This is a genomic window from Streptomyces sp. NL15-2K (assembly GCF_030551255.1).
Classification (GTDB): Bacteria; Actinomycetota; Actinomycetes; order Streptomycetales; family Streptomycetaceae; genus Streptomyces.
Map to the genome: position 1 here is coordinate 10,890,761 of NZ_CP130630.1, position 15,525 is coordinate 10,906,285.

Below are 15,525 nucleotides of genomic sequence, written 5' to 3' on the forward strand. Positions count from 1 at the left end.
GCCAGCCGCCAGCCGCCGGTCGCCGGTCGTCGACCGGCGGTGATCAGTCGACAGTCTGCGCCGGATCCGCCGTCACCCTCCGCAGCAGTGGCCTGCTGCCGACGATCGCGGCGAACATCGCCAGCGCGCCGATGACCACGCAGGCGGCCAGTTGCAGGGCGCCGGTGGTGTTGATCCCGACGTCGGCCGCCTGGTTGAGCTTGTAGGAGCCGTAGACGCCCATCCCGGTGGTGCCGCCCGCCAGGACGACCAGCGGGAGGACCGTCTCGCGGAGCCTGGCCCGGTCCAGCACCTTCAACGGGGTGCCCGCCAGCCGCAGCAGGGCGTAGACGCGCCGCCGGTCGAGGACGTTCGCGGCGGCGGTCAGACCGGCCGAGGCGGTCGCGACGAGGAAGCTCAGGGCCAGGGTGGCGGTGCTGACCTGGGAGATGCGGTCGAAGAGCGTGCTGTCGGGCGCCGCCGCGTAGTCCTGGGAGTACGGCGGTGTGCCCGGCGCCACGGACGTCAGGGCCGTGACCGCGGTGTCGATCTGCTCCTGACCGCCGGTGACACGGGCGAGCACGCCGGGGCTGCCGCCCAGCAGAGTGTCGTAGTCGTCCTCGTGACCGACGGTGACGGTCGCGGTGGCGCCCGCCCGGTCGAGCAGCGTCCGGGCCTCGTCGGCGGCGTGCCGCGCCTGTGCGGCGTCGGTGATCACCGCGACCTGGCCCTGATACTGCGAGCCCTCCATGCCCAGCTGGCTGACGGAGAAGAACCCGGCCACGAACCCGGCGAGCACCAGCCCGCTGACCGTGCGCCAGGCGCCGCGCGGGTCGTCACTGAGGCGGCGCGCCGCCAGCAGGGTCGCAGGCCGGCGGGCGAAGCGGCCCACGACCCGGCCCAGCCGGTCCACGACCCAGGGACCGAAGAGCCAGAACGCGCCGTAGAACAGCACCAGCAGGGCGATCGCCTGACGGGGCGTCAGGCCTCCGTTGCCCGTCGACTGAAAGACGTACAGCAGCGTCGCCGCGAAGGCGACGAACCGGATCCAGCGGGTGCGGCGCGGGTTCGCCTGCTGGGCGACCCCCAGGGGCGAGGCCGCCACCTGGCGCAGCATCGACACGGCGCTGACGGTGATGAGCGCGGTCACCGCGACCACCACGGCCGCGAACCATGGCAGGCCCACCCACAGCTGACCGGTGTACCAGGTGCCGACGCCGTACGGGATCCGAGCCAGGGCGGGCAGCAGCGCCACGTAGGCGAGCGCGCCCGCCAGCGCGCCGGCCGCGCCGACGCCCGCCGCCTCCGCGGCGGTCATGGCGAGGATCTGCCGCGGGGTCGCCCCCGCCAGGCGCAGCGCGGCCAGCCGCTGCTCACGCCGGGCCGCCCCGAGCCGTCCGGCCGCCGAGGCCAGCACCACCACGGGCATCGCCAGCAGCACCACACCCAGCAGCGCCGTCCCCTTGTCCGAGCCCGTGAGCAGGGACTTCTCCGTTCCGGAGAACCCGGAGATCCGGGCGCGCGCGGCCTGCCCGGTGTCGAACCAGGTGGCGCCGCCCCCCTCGGCCGCCTTCGACACCGCGGGATCGCCCGGCGCCCGCCCCACCACGGCGACCAGCTCGTCCGGCGAGGCGAGGCCGGCGGCGCCGATCGTGCCGTAGGACTTCACCTTCGGGAAGCGGTCCGCCAGTTGGCTCGCGGGCAGCTGGTGCATCAGCTCGGCCAGGGCGGGGGAGACGTACACCTCGCCCTTCTCCGGGAAGGAGCTCAGGCCGGGCGGTGCCGGGGTCGCCTCGCGGCCGGGCAGCTGGGCCAGCGACACCACGGTGACAGGCTCGTGGCGGACGTACGTCGTGGCCAGGGCCTGGACGGCGGTGGCCTGCTTCGCCGGTACGGCGTCGGGGGTGCGCCACGTCGTGTGGTCGGCGCGGGTGCCGGAGCCGACGGTGGCGGCGATCATGACCAGCAGCACGAACGCGCCGACGGCGGCGGCACCGGCCGCCAGCAGCTGGCTCTGCAGGCCGCGGCGGCCGGAGGACTTGGCGAGATGCCAGGTCAGGGGCAGGACGGGGGAACGCATGGCGGCATCTCCGCTGGGAAGGGGGCGGGTGGTCAGGCGACCGTGTACTGGCTGTAATTGCTGATCCGGCCGTCCCGCACCTGGAGGATCCGGTCGCAGTGGGCGGCGACGTCGGCGTCGTGCGTGACCATGACCAGGGCGGCGCCCTGCTCGCGGGTGACCGAGGTCAGCAGTCGGACCACCTCGGTGCTGGTGACCTGGTCCAGGGCGCCGGTGGGTTCGTCGGCGAAGACCACGTCCGGTTCGACGACCAGGGCACGGGCGATGGCGACGCGCTGGGCCTGACCGCCGGAGAGCTGGCCGGGGCGGCGCTGCTCCAGCCCGTCGAGGCCGAGCGGGGCGAACCAGCGGCGGGCGCGCTCGACGGCCTGCTTGCGCGGGGTGCCCTCCAGCATCAGCGGCAGGGCGACGTTCTCCTCGGCGGGCAGCTCCGGCAGCAGCTGGCCGAACTGGAAGACGAACCCGAACCGCTTGCGGCGCAGCGCGCTGAGCTTGTTCTCGCCCAGCTTGTCGATGCGCGCCCAGCCTTCGGCCGGGGGGACCCCCATCTCGCTTCGCTCGCCGCGCAGCAGCACCTGGCCGCCGTCGGGGCGGATGATGCCGGCCAGGGTGTGCAGCAGGGTGGATTTGCCGGACCCGGACGGGCCCATGATCGCCAGCGAGTCGCGCTCGCCGACCTGGACGTCCACGCCGGCCAGGGCGGTGGTGGAGCCGTACTTCTTGACGAGGCCGTGACCGGCCAGAACGGTGTGCATCAGGGGAACCGGTCCTCTTCTAGCGCTCGAACTTCCAGGTGATGGAGTGGTCCGTGGCCTTGACCACGGCGACGGGGATCTCGACGGTCTCGCCGTCGCTCTTCTTGCCGGTGCAGGTGATGGTGGCTCCGGCGACGGCCTTGAGCCCGGTCGGGCAGGTGACGTCGGAGATCTTCTTCCCGACCCAGGGCAGCGGGTGGTACAGGCTCGCGGTGCGGCCCGCGACCAGCTCGGCGGCCAGGGCCCGGTGACCGCCGACGCTCACCGCGCTGTCCGGGTCGAGGCCGGTGGTCGACTCGGTCCTGGCAAGCAGGTGGGTGCCGACACCGAAGATGCTCACGACGGCGGTCGTACCGCCGACGGCACCGACGAGGAACTTGCGCTGCATCACGTACTCCTGAGGATTCCGCGGGTCGGACGGGAGGAAGTGGCTCCACCCTCGCCCGCGGGCACGGGCGCGCGCCTCGGCCGAACGGTCAGGCTTCAGGCGATGGCGCCTCGACCGTTCGGCCGATCCGGCCGCTGTCGGTGCCACATACGGTGAGCAGCATGAAGTCCGTTACTCTCCGGGGCCTGGCACGCGGCTTCGGCATCGGCGCCCTCGTCGGCGCGGCGCTCGTCGACCTGGCCTACGCGGCCGGCAACGACGGACCCGGCATCTGGCCAGTGGCCGCCGTGCTGATGATCGGCGCCGTCGCCGTCCTGTGGCCGGCCGGCCGCCGTCCCTCGTGGCTCACGCCTCAGGTGCGCACGGTCGTGCCGGCCGTGGCCTCCGGCCTCTACACCGTGGCCTCGGTGACGTACCCGGAGGCCCTGTTCGGCCCGGGCGAGCTGGTGATCCTGCTGTGCCTGCTGTTCGTCGCCGTACGGCATTGTTCGCGCCGCTGGGTCGTGATGTGCGCCGCGCTGGACGGCGCCGCCGTCCTGGCCCTGCCGGTGCGGGCCCTGCGCGGCATGCCGGACACCATGATGGGCTTCATGCTGATCGGGCTGGTCCTGATCGGTCTCTCCGCCGGGTTCGCCGCCTATCTGCGCTCCATGGACTACCGGCGGACCGTCGCCGTCAGCGAGACCCGCCGCTCCGAACGTCTGGCCATCGCCGCCGACCTGCACGACTTCGTCGCGCACCACGTCACCGGGATCCTGGTGCAGACCCAGGTCGCCCGCATGATGGCGGACAGCCGGCCCGACGAACTCGACCCCGTCCTCGCGGGCATCGAGCGCGCCGCGACCGAGGCCCTCGCCTCGATGCGCCGCACGGTCGGCGTCCTGCGCGACACCGACGAGGCAGCCGACCGCCGGCCGGTGGGCGACCTCGCCGCCATCGCCGAACTGGCGGACGGCTTCGCCAGCCCGATCCAGAAGGTCACCTTCCACCGCGATCGAGCCGTCTCCGACGACCTCCCCCACGAGGTGCAGGCCGCGGCCTTCCGCGTCGTCCAGGAAGCGCTGACGAACGTACGACGGCACGCCGCCGACGCCACGGAGATCACCGTCCGGCTGCGGCGCGACAGCGGCCGTCTGGAGGTGTCGGTCGCGGACGACGGCCGAGGCGGCACCCAGCTCCCGGCCGCCGCACACGGCGGCGGCTTCGGCCTCGTCGGCCTCAAGGAGCGGGTGACGGCCCTGGGCGGCGACCTCCACGCCGGCCCGCGCACCGGCCACGGCTGGGAGGTCCGGGCGGTCTTCCCGGCCTGACCACATTCGAGCGGCGCCGAGGCTTGCGCGGCGTCAGCGCTTGATGCCGACCGCGCCGTACAGCGACACGGGGTCGCCCTCCTCCGCGTCCTCGCCCGCCGAGGGGTGCCAGTGGGCGAGGGACACGATTCCCGGCTCCATCAGGTCGAGTCCCTTGAAGAAGCGGCCCATCTCGGTGTGCGAGCGCGCGACGAGCGTCACCCCGCTCGCCGTGTACGCCGCGATGCCCTTGCGTACGTTCTCCGGGTCGAAGTCCGCCGTCATCGCGGACAGGACCAGGCAACTGCCCGGCGCCAGCGCGTCGACCAGCGTGTCCACCAGGTGGTGGGCACCGTCCTCGTCGGCGATGAAGTGCAGGAGCGCGATCAGTGACAGGGCGACGGGCCGGTCGAGGTCGAGGACGGACGCGGCCCCTTCGAGGATCCGCTCGGGCTCGCGCGCGTCGGCCTGGACGTACCGCGTCGCGCCCTGCGGGGTGCCGTGCAGCGGGGCCTCCACGTGCGCGAGGACGATCGGGTCGTTGTCGACGTACACGACCCGCGCGTCCGGTGCGACGGACTGGGCGATCTGGTGGAGGTTGGGCTCGGTGGGGATGCCGGAGCCGATGTCGAGGAACTGGCGGATCCCCGTCTCCCTCAGGACCCCTCGCGTGGCCCGTTCCATGAACCGGCGGTTGGCGCGCGCGTGCCGCGGGGCGTCGGCCTGCATCGAGGTGATCTTGCGGCCGAGTTCCTCGTCACGGGGTAGTTGTCCTTACCGCCGAGGAACCAGTCGTAGACCCGGGCCGGATGCGGCCGGCTCCTGTCGATACGGCACGATCATCCGGCGCGGCGGAGACTGTCTTCGGCCACCTCCTTGTCCAGCGCGGCCCGCACCAACGCCGCGGCGAGCACGGCCGGTTCGGTGTTCCCGGCGAGCTTGACGAGCCGGTCCTGGTCCTTGGGCAGGCCCAGGCGTTCCGCACCTTTCAGCGCCTTGTCGTCCAGGTACGGCGCCACTTCCGGCCACACCCGCTGGACCTCGCGCAGGAAGATGTCGGCGCCGGCCGGGCCCAGTCCGGGCATCTCCTGGATCAGGCGGCGCAGTTCGGAGACCTTGCCGTCCGCCTCCTTGCGCATCCGCCGCAGGTCACCGCCCCACCGTTCGGTCAACAGCTCGGCCTCGTCGCCGAGTTGGGTGGCCGTACGCTCGTCGTAGCGCCGGTATCCGCCGCGTCCGAGAGCGTCCACGCGCTGCTGCCAGCTCGCGTCGGCCATACGGCGCGGATCACGCATACCGGCGTCGAACAGCTCGCGGGCGGTGTCGACGGCGATCGAGCCGCGGATGCGGGCGCTGAGCAGGTGCGCCAGGACCAGCAGCTGGTAAAGGGGCTGAGGGGTGTCCCTCAGCTTGATGCCCGCCTCCTCGGCGAAGGTCTGCCCGTGGGCGCGGACGAGCTCCCGCACCACGCTCTCTCTGCTGCTCATGGCTTGAGCGGGTCGTGGCCGAGCGTCATCAGCCGGTGCCGACGGCGCGTCTCCTCGGCCTCGGGCTCGTTCGCGGCGTCCGTCTGCGCGGTGACGGTGTCGACGACCTCGTACATCGTGCGGATGTCGTCGTCGGTGAGGTCCGTGCGCCGCTTCTGCAGAATCGCCAGGACGTGCTGTCCCGTGGGCGTGCCCGCCTGCTCCGGCAGCGGCTCCACGGTCTCGTCGGCGTCGCTCACCCGCAGCCAGGCGGCCAGCTCCTGTGAGGTCATGTTCACCACGCGGTGGAAGTCCTCCCACAGCGCGTCGAGTTCGAGGGCGTCGGTCATCGCGTGCCCCTTCCGTACGTACGTGCTTACGTGCTCGGACCGGGCGCCGGTCAGCCTTCCCTGGGCCAGTTCTCCGCGTCGAACATCCAGCGTTGCTTCTCCAGCTCCGCGGTGACGGTGATCAGCAGGTCCTGGGTGACCCGATCGGCCTCCTCGGTCGCCTCGATGCGCTCGCGCAGCCGTCCGATGGCCGCGTCCAGGGCCTCGACCATCACCTCGACGACATCGCTGTCCCGCACCCATCCGTCCTTCGGGCCCGGCAGCGTGAACGCCGACGCGATCGTCTCGGGCCGGCCGTCGGGCGGTATGCCGAGTGCCGCGGCGCGCTCCGCGACCGTGTCGGAGAACTCGCGCGCGGCCGAGACCAGTTCGTCGAGTTGCAGGTGGATCGACCTGAACCGTGGCCCCACGAGGTTCCAGTGCGCCTGCTTCCCGGTCAGGGAGAGCCCGAGAAGATCCACCAGAGTGCTCTGCAGCGCATCCCCGGTGACCTGACGGGCCGAGTCGGGAATCGTGCTCTTTACAACAGTCATACGGCGCTTCTCCTTGTGAGATCGTCTCTGACGGTACGGAGCAGTGCGTCGCGTTCCTCCTCACAGGTCCCGCCCCACACGCCCGACGTCTGCCCGCTGTCCAGCGCGAAGTCCAGGCACGGGCGGATCACCGGGCAGCGAGCACAGACGCGCTTGGCCGCCGCGATGTCCCGCAGCGCCGGTCCTTCCGTGCCCACCGGGAAGAACAACTCGGGGTCCTCACCCACGCAGGCCGCACTCCGCAACCACTCCATGCGGGCGCGGGTGCCCAGGTCGAACCGGTGCAAACACGGCGCCCGCACGGCCCCGCCGGGCCCTGTCAGCCTGCGAGAACGCCGTCCAGGAAGCGCGTCACGTCCGCGAAGACCTCCGCCTTGTTCGTCTCGTTGAACACCTCGTGCCGGGCGCCCGCATGGATCCGCTCGGTCAGTACGCCGCCGCTGATCTCCTCGATGCCGACCCGGCTCCCGGCGAGCGGCACCAGCCGGTCGTCGTCGCCGTGCAGCCACAGCAGCGGAAGCCGGCCGAGGTCGCCGCCCTTGGACACGGTCTCCAGGGTCCGCGCGAACGCCTGAAGCGTCGGCCGCTTCATCGGCCCGTGCCACACCAGCGGATCCGTCGTGTACGCCGCCCCGACCGCCGGGTCGCGGGAGAGCGAGGCCGGGCTGATCGGGGTGTCGGGGATCTCGTCGAGCGCGAGGAGCCGCCCGGGCAGCTCCCAGGCGCCGATCACCGGCCCCGACAGCACCAGCGCGGCGAGAGAGTCGCCGTACCGCTGCGCGTAGCGGGCCGCGATCAGACCGCCCATGGAGTGCCCCACCATGACGACCGGCAGGCCCGGATGCGCGGCCCGGGCCCGCTCGGCCACGGAGCGCACATCGGTGACCACGTCCTCGAAGTCCTCGATCAGCACCCGCTCGCCCGTCGACTTCCCGTGCCCCATGTGGTCGGGCCCGAACACGACCGCCCCGTGCGCCACCAGGACGCCGGCCAGCTCCTCGTACCGGCCGACGTGTTCGCCGTACCCGTGGACGACGATCGCGACATACCGGGGCCGCTCGCCCGGCCACTCGCGCACGGTGATCGGTCCCCGTGTTCCCGGCAGGACGTACTCACGGGAGTCGGCCATGTTTCCTCCGGCGGTGTCGGCGAGCCTTCCGAGGGATCTTCCCAGGCGTTCGCCGACGGGGCCACAGTGAAAAACTAGCGGCGCTAATAACGGCCGACGCCGAGAGGCCACCTGTCGAGACGGTGCTTACGGCCATCGTTGGATGCACATAGCATCAGTCCCCGCATGAACACGATGACCCTCTGGCACATCACCGGCTGGGAGTTCGCCGCCCTCGCCTTCGCCGCCCTGCTCGTCGGCTTCTCCAAGACCGCCGTGAGCGGGGCCAACACCGTCAGCCTGGCGATCTTCGCCGCCGTGCTGCCCGCCCGGGCCTCCACCGGCGTCCTGCTGCCGGTCCTGATCGCCGGCGACGTGCTCGCCGTCCTCACCTACCGGCGGCACGCCCACTGGCCCACGCTGTGGCGGCTGTTCCCGGCGGTCGCGGTGGGCGTGGTCGTCGGCACGCTGTTCCTGATCTGGGCGGACGACGAGATCGTACGGACGTCGATCGGGGCGATCCTGCTGCTGATGGCGGCGGTGACGGTGTGGCGCCGCCGCACGGCCGAGGCCGAGGAGGAGCCGGACGCGGTCGTCACCCGTGCGGGCCGTGTCAAGGCCCGTTCGTACGGCGTCCTCGGCGGCTTCACCACCATGGTCGCCAACGCGGGCGGCCCGGTCATGTCGATGTATCTCCTCTCGGCCGGCTTCCGCAAGCTCGGCTTCCTCGGCACCTCCGCCTTCTTCTTCCTGATCGTCAACGTGTCCAAGGTGCCCTTCAGCGCGGGCCTCGGCCTGATCGACGGCCGCTCGCTGCTCCTCGACGCGGCGCTCGTGGCGTTCGTCGTGCCGGGCGCGTTTCTCGGCAAATGGGCCGTGAACAGGATCAACCAGCGGTTGTTCGAACAGCTGGTGATCGCGGCGACAGTGGTGGGCGGCCTGCAACTGCTCCTGCGCTAGGGCCTGTGTCGAAAGTGGCGTCGTCCGCCCGAAGGGCGGGCCGGGCGGCGTCCGGTGCGTGCTCTCGGCGTGCCGGGCGGAAGCCCTCGTACTGGATGTACTTGGGCTTTCGCCCGGTGCGGCGAGAGTGCGTGCCGGGCGCCGCCCGGCAGGCGCCACTTTCGACACAGGCCCTGGGCCCTGTCGTCACGACAGGGCCTAGCACAGGCTCTGGGCGCGTCAGTGGTGGTGGCCGTGCCGGCCGAGGGTCTGAACGGGGGTCGCGCCGGGGCGGGTCCACTGCGGCACGGGGCGGCTGGTCGGGCCCCAGGTGGCGTTCCCGTCCGCGTCCGAGCGCCAGGACCAGCACGCGCTGCGGCCCTCGGGCCGGCCCTCGGGGTTGTCCTCCCACGCCTCGCCGCGGCCGTAGGGCGTCATGTCGAGCAGGCCGAGGGACCCGCTGACCCGCTCGTTGCCACGGCCCGTCGTGGAGTAGGTGAGGAACACGCGGTCGCCGTCGCGCAGGAAGCAGGTGAGGTAACCCATCTCGCCGCCGACCGGCTCGTCCACACCCCGCACCGAGTACCAGGGCTGGGTATAGCCCATGAACTCGACGAAGGAGGCCACCTCGTCCCACCGGCCCGTGGTCAGGATGGCGAACGAGACGCCGCGGGCGTTGAGGTAGACGGCGTCCTTCAGGTGCCAGGCCGTGGTGGTGCAGCCCTCGCACTGCCCCTGGTGCGGCGCGCCGTCGTACCACATGTGCTTGTAGACCACGAGCTCGTCACGGCCCTGGAACAGGTCCAGGAACGGCACCGGGCCGTCGGGTCCGACGACCTCGACCGTCCCGTCGAACTCCACCATAGGCAGGCGGCGGCGGGCCGCGGCGAGGGCGTCGCCCTGGCGGGTGTGGGCCTTCTCGCGGACCAGAAGCTCGTCACGGGCCGCTTGCCAGGTGGCCAGGTCGACGACGGGCGGCCGGCCGGGCAGCGCGGTGGTCGGGTCACTCGGTGCGGTCGTCATGGTGTCCTCCGTGGTATCTCATGCCGGGCAGCGTCGTACGGGTCCTACGACTGTCACCAGAACAGACTCGCGACCCGGCCAAAACTCATCGCCGGCAAGTTCACGGACGCGTTCTCACCGCCGGGGCGCCAGACCCAGCAGCGCGGGCAGGTCCGCGAAGGAGCCGATCACATGATCGGGCGTGCCACGGGCGGCCCGATGAGTTTCCGGCAAGTACTTGCCGGTCTGCACCAAAACCCCCGTGATCCCGGCGTCCTGCGCCGCCAGCACGTCGGACTCGATGTCGTCCCCGACCATCAGGGCCTCGTCCGGGCCCGCTCCGAGGTGCGCCAGCGCGGCCTCGAAGAACGCGGGCGACGGCTTGCCCGTGACCTCGGCCTCCGTACGCGCGGCCCGCTCCAGGCCGATCAGGAACGCGCCGGAGTCGAGACGCAGTCCGTCCTCGGTCCGCCAGTACAGATTGCGGTGCATCGCCACCAGCCGGGCACCGCGCTGGAGGTGACGGAAGGCCCCGTCGAGTGCCGCGTAGCCGAACTCGGGCCCGGCCCCGCCGACGACCACGACATCCGCGACGTCGTCCGTCCCGGCCGGGTCCAGGAGGGTGACGTCCCCGAGATCCTCGCGGATGTCACCGCTGTTGAGCAGGACGCAGCGCGCGCCGGGCCAGTGCTCGGCGAGATGGGCGGCGGTGACGGCGGGCGCGGTCAGGATGTCCTCCGCGGCCACGGGGAACCCCGCGTCCTCCAGCGCCGCGGCGATCGACGCCCGGGTCCGGGACGTCGTGTTGGTGACGAGAGCCACCGCGAGACCCGCCTGCCGGATCTCCCGCAGTGCCTCGACCGTCCCCGGCAACGGCCGCCACGAGACGGTGAGCACCCCGTCGATGTCGATCAGCACGGCACGCACGGATTCCATGCCCGGACGATAGCCGCCGCCCGCCCGGGAAGGCGGCCTGAACCCGGCGTCCTGTCCGCCGTCCGGGCCTCGTAGGCTCGGCGCCATGCCTTCGCACGTCCTCATCCTCGGCGGCACCGCCGAGGCCCGGGAGCTGGCCGCCGTACTCGCGGCCCGCCGCGGTCTCCGTGTCACCACCTCGCTCGCCGGGCGCGTGGCCAGGCCGGGAGCGATCACGGGGGACGTACGGATCGGCGGCTTCGGCGGCGCGGAGGGGCTGGCCGACTGGCTGCGCGAGCAGCACGTGGACGCCCTCGTCGACGCCACGCATCCCTTCGCCGAGACGATCACCGCCAACGCCGCGCGGGCCGCCGCGGCGACCGGGCTGCCGCTGGTCGTGCTGCGCCGCCCGGGCTGGCGGCCCGGCCCCGAGGACCGCTGGCACCTGGTCACGTCGTTGGACACGGCCGCGGACCTGCTGCCGCGGCTGGGCCGACGGGTGTTCCTCACCACGGGCCGCATGGGCCTGGCGGCCTTCGCCCATCTGACGGAGCTGCACTTCGTCGTACGGTCGGTGGAACTGCCCGCGCCCCCGATGCCGCCGCACACCGAAGTGCTCCTCGCCCGCGGGCCGTTCACGGTCGCCGACGAGTCGGCGCTGCTCCACGACCACTGCATCGACGTCCTGGTGACCAAGGACAGCGGGGGAGTGGCGACGGCGGCCAAGCTGACGGCCGCGCGGGAACTCGCGCTGCCCGTCGTGGTCGTACGACGGCCGCCGCTCCCGGAAGACATGACCGCGGTCCCCGACGTGGCATCCGTTCTGGCGCGCCTCGGCCTCGACTCTCCGTAGGGGCGTCCGCCGACTCTCCGTAGGGCGCCCGCTCGCGCGGCGAGACCTACTCGTCCTTCGGGTGACGGCGCAGCAGATACGTGTCCATGATCCAGCCCTTGCGCTCCCGGGCCTGCGCGCGCAGCCGCTCGATGCGCGGGGCGGCCTCGGCGATCGGACCGGCGGCCAGGATCTCGTCCGGGGTGCCGATGTAGGCGCCCCAGTAGATGTCGATGTCCTGGTCGGCGTACTGCCGGAAGGTCTGGTGGGCGTCGAGCATCACGACCACGTCGTCCACGCCCTCGGGGAAGCCCTCGGCGAGGCGCCGGCCGGTGGTGATCTGCACGGGCCGCGCCACCCGGTTGAGCCCGGTCCGATGACGGGCGACGAGTGCCGAGACACTGCTGATGCCCGGCACGACCACGTACTCGAAGTCCACCGCACCCCGGTCGAGGATCTCCTCCAGGATCCCGAGCGTGCTGTCGTACAGCGCGGGATCCCCCCACACCAGGAACGCGCCGCTCTCGTCCTCGCCCAGCTCCTCGGCGATCAGCCGCTCGTAGATGTCCGCGCGGGCGCTGCGCCAGTCGCCGACGGCCGGAGAGTACGCGGCGCCGCCGGCGGCCCGGTCGCGCTCCGGGTCGCGCGCCTCGACCACGCGGTACGTCCCCTGCGGCACATGCGCGTCGAGCATGTCCCGGCGCAGCCCCACCAGGTCCGCCTTCACCTCGCCCTTGTCCAGGACGAAGAACACGTCCGTGCTCCGCAGGGCCTTGACCGCCTGGAGGGTGAGCTGGTCGGGGTCGCCCGCGCCGATACCGATGACATGAATCTTCCGCACGCCCCGAGTCTGCCGTACGGCACTGACAGCGAGGACACCGCGTCGATGCCGGGCGACCGTGCCGCCCGGGCCGGGTGGTGTTCCGCCCGCTGGACAGGCCCTAAGCACCCCGCAGCCGCGGCGCCCGCGCCCCCGCGTCCACCGCCTCGCCCCCCGCCTCCACAACCCCCGCCAGCTCCCGCGCCCACACGACCAGCCCCGCCAGATCCATCCCGTACGGCCGCTGCCGCTCACCGGCCGACGCCCACTCCTCTACGGCCCCGGCCCCGCGCCGCAGCAACCGGGCCCCGCCCATGACGTTCCCCCGGGCCGCGTGAGTGAGCCCCACAGCCAGCTGTGCCAGCCCCCGCCACAGGGCCCGCTCCTCCTCGGGGCCCGACTTCCAGGCGTCCTCGAACACCTCGTGCGCGTGGAACGGCTTCCCCGCGTCCAGCAGCTCCTGCGCCTCGGCGACGGTCTGTGCCGGAGTGCGCACGACGCCCTCCGGCTGCCGTTCCACCCCGTCCGCGCCGTACGGCAGCGGCCGCCCGAGCCCGTCCCGGGGCCGGGCGTTGCGCGCCCGCCCCGCGTCGTCCCGGTCCCGCGCGCCGACCCGCCGTCCTGAGGATTCACTGCCCATACGCCGATTGTCCCGCGCCCCTCGCCACCAGCCCGCGTCCGCCCCCCGCCCGCTTCGGCCGGGCCCCCGACGTGGGGTAAAGTGCTGTTCGCGCGACCCCGCGGTTTGCCGCGGGAAGCGACCGGGACGTGGCGCAGCTTGGTAGCGCACTTGACTGGGGGTCAAGGGGTCGCAGGTTCAAATCCTGTCGTCCCGACCAGCTTTGTTGCAGGTCGGAGGCCGTTCTCCCGCTTATGGGAGGGCGGCTTTTCCCGTTCCCGGAGGGCTGGTGGTCGCAGGCCGGGTGCCAGGCCGGTTCGCGGTGGTGCAGAAGCCGGGTGGGGCTGTTGCCGGAGCCGGTCGAGGACGGCGCGCGGCCGCAGCGGTTGGCCGTCGGGTCGGCAGAAGACCAGTCCTGTTAAGGGGGGCGCGGGGATCGCTATGAGCCCGGGGCGCTGACCGGGCCCGGTATCGGAGGGCGGCGGCGATTCGTGGGGCGACCACCAAGCCCGCCATGCCACCCGTGACCAGCACGTTTCCCTTGGCCGTAGCCGGTCAGCGCGGCGACCGCCAAGTCGAATGCTTCGCACCCTGTGGAAACTGGAGGTCATGCGGCACGCACTCGGCGACCAGCCGATCACCGTCACCAGCGGCTTCCGGTTGTACGCCTGCAACAGCGCCGTGGGCGGTGCGAGCACCAGCCGCCACCTGCACGGCGAAGCCGCCGACCTCGGTGGCGACCCGCACTCCCTGCGCACCCTCGCCAGACAGGCCCGCAACCGCGAATTCCGGGGCATCCTCGGCCCTGGCCACGACGACCACACGCACGTTGACCACCGAACCAGTCGGTACTGGTCGGCGCCCACCTGCGGCATCTGAGGCGCGGGCCGGATGAGAAGAGGGTTCCCCGGCACGCAAGGGGAACCCACTCGCGGTAATCCCGCCGGCGGACACCGTGCGGCTGGAACGCAGCGCCTACGCGAAACCTTCGGATGCCCTGCCCTTCGGCACCGATATCGCCCACACCGGTGAGTGCCCCGCTGAGTCACCATGGCGCTGGTCGGCTGCCCCTGGGCCGCAGGGTCTTCAAACGCGGGCGAGGGCTCAGTTCTCCTGGATCACGGACAGGACGTTGCCCGCCGGGTCCGTGAACCAGGCGATCGCCGCTGGACCCCCGGGGCCCCGGACGATGCCCTTGGCGTCGGACTCGAACTCCGGGTAGCGCTTCATGCTCACGCCCCGCTGCGCCAGCCCGTCGACGGCCGCCTCGATGTCGTCCACGGGGAAGTTCAGGATCGTGAAGCTCGCGGGTGTGTGGTTGTCCTTGGGGTAGACAAAGACGCTTGCGCCGCTGCCCAGCTTGATCGTGAGCATCCTCATGTCGCCCTGCCCGCCCTCCTCCACCTGGAGGCCGAGGGTCTCGCCGTAGAACTGGCGGGCCTTGCCGAGGTCGTCGACCGAGAAGCCGCTGAACGCCTTCGACTGTGCGAACATGCCGTTGTCTCCTTCGCGTGTTCCGTCCCGGATTTCCGAGGCCACTCCCAGCGGACCACCACACGGACACCCGCCTCGCGGGCTCGCGTCCGGATGGTCGCCGAGCGTCACCCTCAGGGAGCGATCGGCAGCCGGTGTTCGTGATCGGTGAGCTCCTCCCGGCAGACGTGCGAAGCGCCCTGCAGTCGGGTGCGTAGGGGCGGCAGCTGGAAGGCGGTCAGCCAGTCGTGGGCGGTGATGTGACGAGGACTACCGGCGAGCCCAGATCGCGCACCGATGAGTTTCCCGCGCCCCACTGGTCCATACACCGGACACCGACGGACGGAAGGCTGGGCCATGCGGAAATTGATCTACGGCATGAACGTGACCCTGGACGGCTACATCGCCGCGCCCGGCGACGACATCGGCTGGAGCGTGCCGAGCGACGAGCTGTTCCAGTTCTGGTCCGACCAGTTGCAGGCGACCGACCTGTCGCTGTACGGGCGCAAGCTGTGGCAGACGATGAGCTCCTACTGGCCGACCGGCGACCAGCAGCCCAACGCCACCCCGGCGGAGATCGAGTTCGCGCGCCGCTGGCGGGACATGTCGAAGGTGGTGTTCTCCTCGACGATCGACAAGGTCGACTGGAACACCCGCCTGGTCACCGGCGACGCGGTCGCCGAGATCACCCGGCTCAAGGCCGAGGACGGCGGCCCGATGGACATCGGCGGCGCGACGCTCGCCGGGGCGGCCATGCGGGCCGGGCTGATCGACGAGTACGTGCTGGCCACCGCGCCGGTCCTGGTGGGCGGCGGCACGCCGTTCTTCGCCGCGCTGGACAACTGGGTGAACCTGAACCTGGTGGAGACGCGGACGTTTCCCGGCGGCGTGATCCTGACCAGGTACGAGACGAGGCGCTGAGCAGCAGCACCCCACGCGCTAGGTGTAGTTATCAGCTCACCGCGTCGGCCCTGCCG

General features: G+C 72.1%; 17 protein-coding genes, 1 tRNA gene and 2 pseudogenes. 6 read left to right on the forward strand and 14 right to left on the reverse strand.

Going from position 1 to position 15,525, the window contains the following annotated elements; translation table 11 throughout:
- Nucleotides 1–43: 43 nt before the first annotated feature.
- From Q4V64_RS47625 to Q4V64_RS47635, 3 genes are read right to left on the reverse strand one after another with little or no spacing between them, the layout of a single operon-like run.
- The gene (locus tag Q4V64_RS47625) at nt 44–2,059 is read right to left on the reverse strand and encodes an FtsX-like permease family protein (RefSeq protein WP_124445008.1); all 2,016 of its coding nucleotides are present in this window, start codon (nt 2,057–2,059) and stop codon (nt 44–46) included.
- A gap of 32 nt (nt 2,060–2,091) precedes the next feature.
- Nucleotides 2,092–2,814, reverse strand: coding sequence for an ABC transporter ATP-binding protein (locus Q4V64_RS47630; protein WP_124445009.1), 723 nt, complete (start codon nt 2,812–2,814; stop codon nt 2,092–2,094).
- Between the two features lie 19 nt (nt 2,815–2,833).
- Complete coding sequence (locus Q4V64_RS47635) at nt 2,834–3,202, reverse strand: DUF4333 domain-containing protein (protein ID WP_124445010.1); 369 nt, start codon at nt 3,200–3,202, stop codon at nt 2,834–2,836.
- A gap of 161 nt (nt 3,203–3,363) precedes the next feature.
- Here Q4V64_RS47635 and Q4V64_RS47640 point away from each other — a divergent pair, with 161 nt between their 5' ends.
- A complete protein-coding gene (locus tag Q4V64_RS47640; protein WP_124445011.1) occupies nt 3,364–4,512 on the forward strand; it encodes a sensor histidine kinase in 1,149 nt (382 codons plus the stop codon).
- Nucleotides 4,513–4,545: 33 nt separating this feature from the next.
- Here the strand turns inward: Q4V64_RS47640 and Q4V64_RS47645 are convergent.
- The 6 genes and pseudogenes from Q4V64_RS47645 to Q4V64_RS47670 form a co-directional block, all read right to left on the reverse strand.
- Nucleotides 4,546–5,321: pseudogene (locus tag Q4V64_RS47645) on the reverse strand (SAM-dependent methyltransferase).
- A gap of 9 nt (nt 5,322–5,330) precedes the next feature.
- Nucleotides 5,331–5,978, reverse strand: a complete 648-nt coding sequence (locus Q4V64_RS47650; protein WP_124445012.1) for an endonuclease — start codon at nt 5,976–5,978, stop codon at nt 5,331–5,333.
- Complete coding sequence (locus tag Q4V64_RS47655; RefSeq protein ID WP_124445013.1) at nt 5,975–6,307, reverse strand: DUF3140 domain-containing protein; 333 nt, start codon at nt 6,305–6,307, stop codon at nt 5,975–5,977. The genes Q4V64_RS47650 and Q4V64_RS47655 overlap by 4 nt, the downstream gene beginning before the upstream one ends.
- Before the next feature lie 50 nt (nt 6,308–6,357).
- Nucleotides 6,358–6,840, reverse strand: a complete 483-nt coding sequence (locus tag Q4V64_RS47660) for a DNA starvation/stationary phase protection protein (protein ID WP_124445014.1) — start codon at nt 6,838–6,840, stop codon at nt 6,358–6,360.
- Complete coding sequence (locus Q4V64_RS47665; protein WP_124445015.1) at nt 6,837–7,094, reverse strand: WhiB family transcriptional regulator; 258 nt, start codon at nt 7,092–7,094, stop codon at nt 6,837–6,839. The genes Q4V64_RS47660 and Q4V64_RS47665 overlap by 4 nt, the downstream gene beginning before the upstream one ends.
- Nucleotides 7,095–7,159: 65 nt before the next feature.
- Complete coding sequence (locus Q4V64_RS47670; protein ID WP_124445016.1) at nt 7,160–7,969, reverse strand: alpha/beta hydrolase; 810 nt, start codon at nt 7,967–7,969, stop codon at nt 7,160–7,162.
- 165 nt (nt 7,970–8,134) lie between these two features.
- Here Q4V64_RS47670 and Q4V64_RS47675 point away from each other — a divergent pair, with 165 nt between their 5' ends.
- Nucleotides 8,135–8,908: a sulfite exporter TauE/SafE family protein gene (locus tag Q4V64_RS47675; RefSeq protein WP_124445017.1), complete on the forward strand. Its 774-nt coding sequence runs from the start codon at nt 8,135–8,137 to the stop codon at nt 8,906–8,908.
- 219 nt (nt 8,909–9,127) lie between these two features.
- Here Q4V64_RS47675 and Q4V64_RS47680 read toward each other — a convergent pair whose 3' ends face one another.
- Nucleotides 9,128–9,910 carry a DUF899 domain-containing protein gene (locus Q4V64_RS47680; protein WP_124445018.1) on the reverse strand — a complete coding sequence of 261 codons (783 nt, stop codon included), beginning with the start codon at nt 9,908–9,910 and terminating at the stop codon, nt 9,128–9,130.
- A gap of 114 nt (nt 9,911–10,024) precedes the next feature.
- Nucleotides 10,025–10,825: an HAD-IIA family hydrolase gene (locus Q4V64_RS47685; protein WP_124445019.1), complete on the reverse strand. Its 801-nt coding sequence runs from the start codon at nt 10,823–10,825 to the stop codon at nt 10,025–10,027.
- Nucleotides 10,826–10,910: 85 nt separating this feature from the next.
- Between Q4V64_RS47685 and Q4V64_RS47690 the strand changes: the two genes are divergently transcribed.
- Complete coding sequence (locus Q4V64_RS47690; protein ID WP_124445020.1) at nt 10,911–11,657, forward strand: cobalt-precorrin-6A reductase; 747 nt, start codon at nt 10,911–10,913, stop codon at nt 11,655–11,657.
- A 46-nt stretch (nt 11,658–11,703) separates the two neighbouring features.
- Here Q4V64_RS47690 and cobF read toward each other — a convergent pair whose 3' ends face one another.
- Together cobF and Q4V64_RS47700 are read right to left on the reverse strand one after the other, a co-directional pair.
- Nucleotides 11,704–12,477 carry a precorrin-6A synthase (deacetylating) gene (gene cobF, locus Q4V64_RS47695; protein ID WP_124445021.1) on the reverse strand — a complete coding sequence of 258 codons (774 nt, stop codon included), beginning with the start codon at nt 12,475–12,477 and terminating at the stop codon, nt 11,704–11,706.
- Nucleotides 12,478–12,577: 100 nt separating this feature from the next.
- The gene (locus Q4V64_RS47700; RefSeq protein ID WP_124445022.1) at nt 12,578–13,096 is read right to left on the reverse strand and encodes a DUF309 domain-containing protein; all 519 of its coding nucleotides are present in this window, start codon (nt 13,094–13,096) and stop codon (nt 12,578–12,580) included.
- 122 nt (nt 13,097–13,218) lie between these two features.
- Between Q4V64_RS47700 and Q4V64_RS47705 the strand changes: the two genes are divergently transcribed.
- Both Q4V64_RS47705 and Q4V64_RS47710 read left to right on the forward strand, forming a co-directional pair.
- Nucleotides 13,219–13,295 (forward strand) — tRNA-Pro (locus tag Q4V64_RS47705).
- A gap of 334 nt (nt 13,296–13,629) precedes the next feature.
- Nucleotides 13,630–13,954, forward strand: a pseudogene (locus Q4V64_RS47710) (D-Ala-D-Ala carboxypeptidase family metallohydrolase); the annotation flags it as partial.
- Between the two features lie 225 nt (nt 13,955–14,179).
- Here Q4V64_RS47710 and Q4V64_RS47715 read toward each other — a convergent pair.
- Nucleotides 14,180–14,569 carry a VOC family protein gene (locus Q4V64_RS47715; protein ID WP_124445023.1) on the reverse strand — a complete coding sequence of 130 codons (390 nt, stop codon included), beginning with the start codon at nt 14,567–14,569 and terminating at the stop codon, nt 14,180–14,182.
- A gap of 336 nt (nt 14,570–14,905) precedes the next feature.
- On the opposite strand from Q4V64_RS47715, the gene Q4V64_RS47720 reads away from it, so the two are divergent.
- The gene (locus Q4V64_RS47720) at nt 14,906–15,469 is read left to right on the forward strand and encodes a dihydrofolate reductase family protein (protein ID WP_124445024.1); all 564 of its coding nucleotides are present in this window, start codon (nt 14,906–14,908) and stop codon (nt 15,467–15,469) included.
- Nucleotides 15,470–15,525 lie beyond the last annotated feature (56 nt).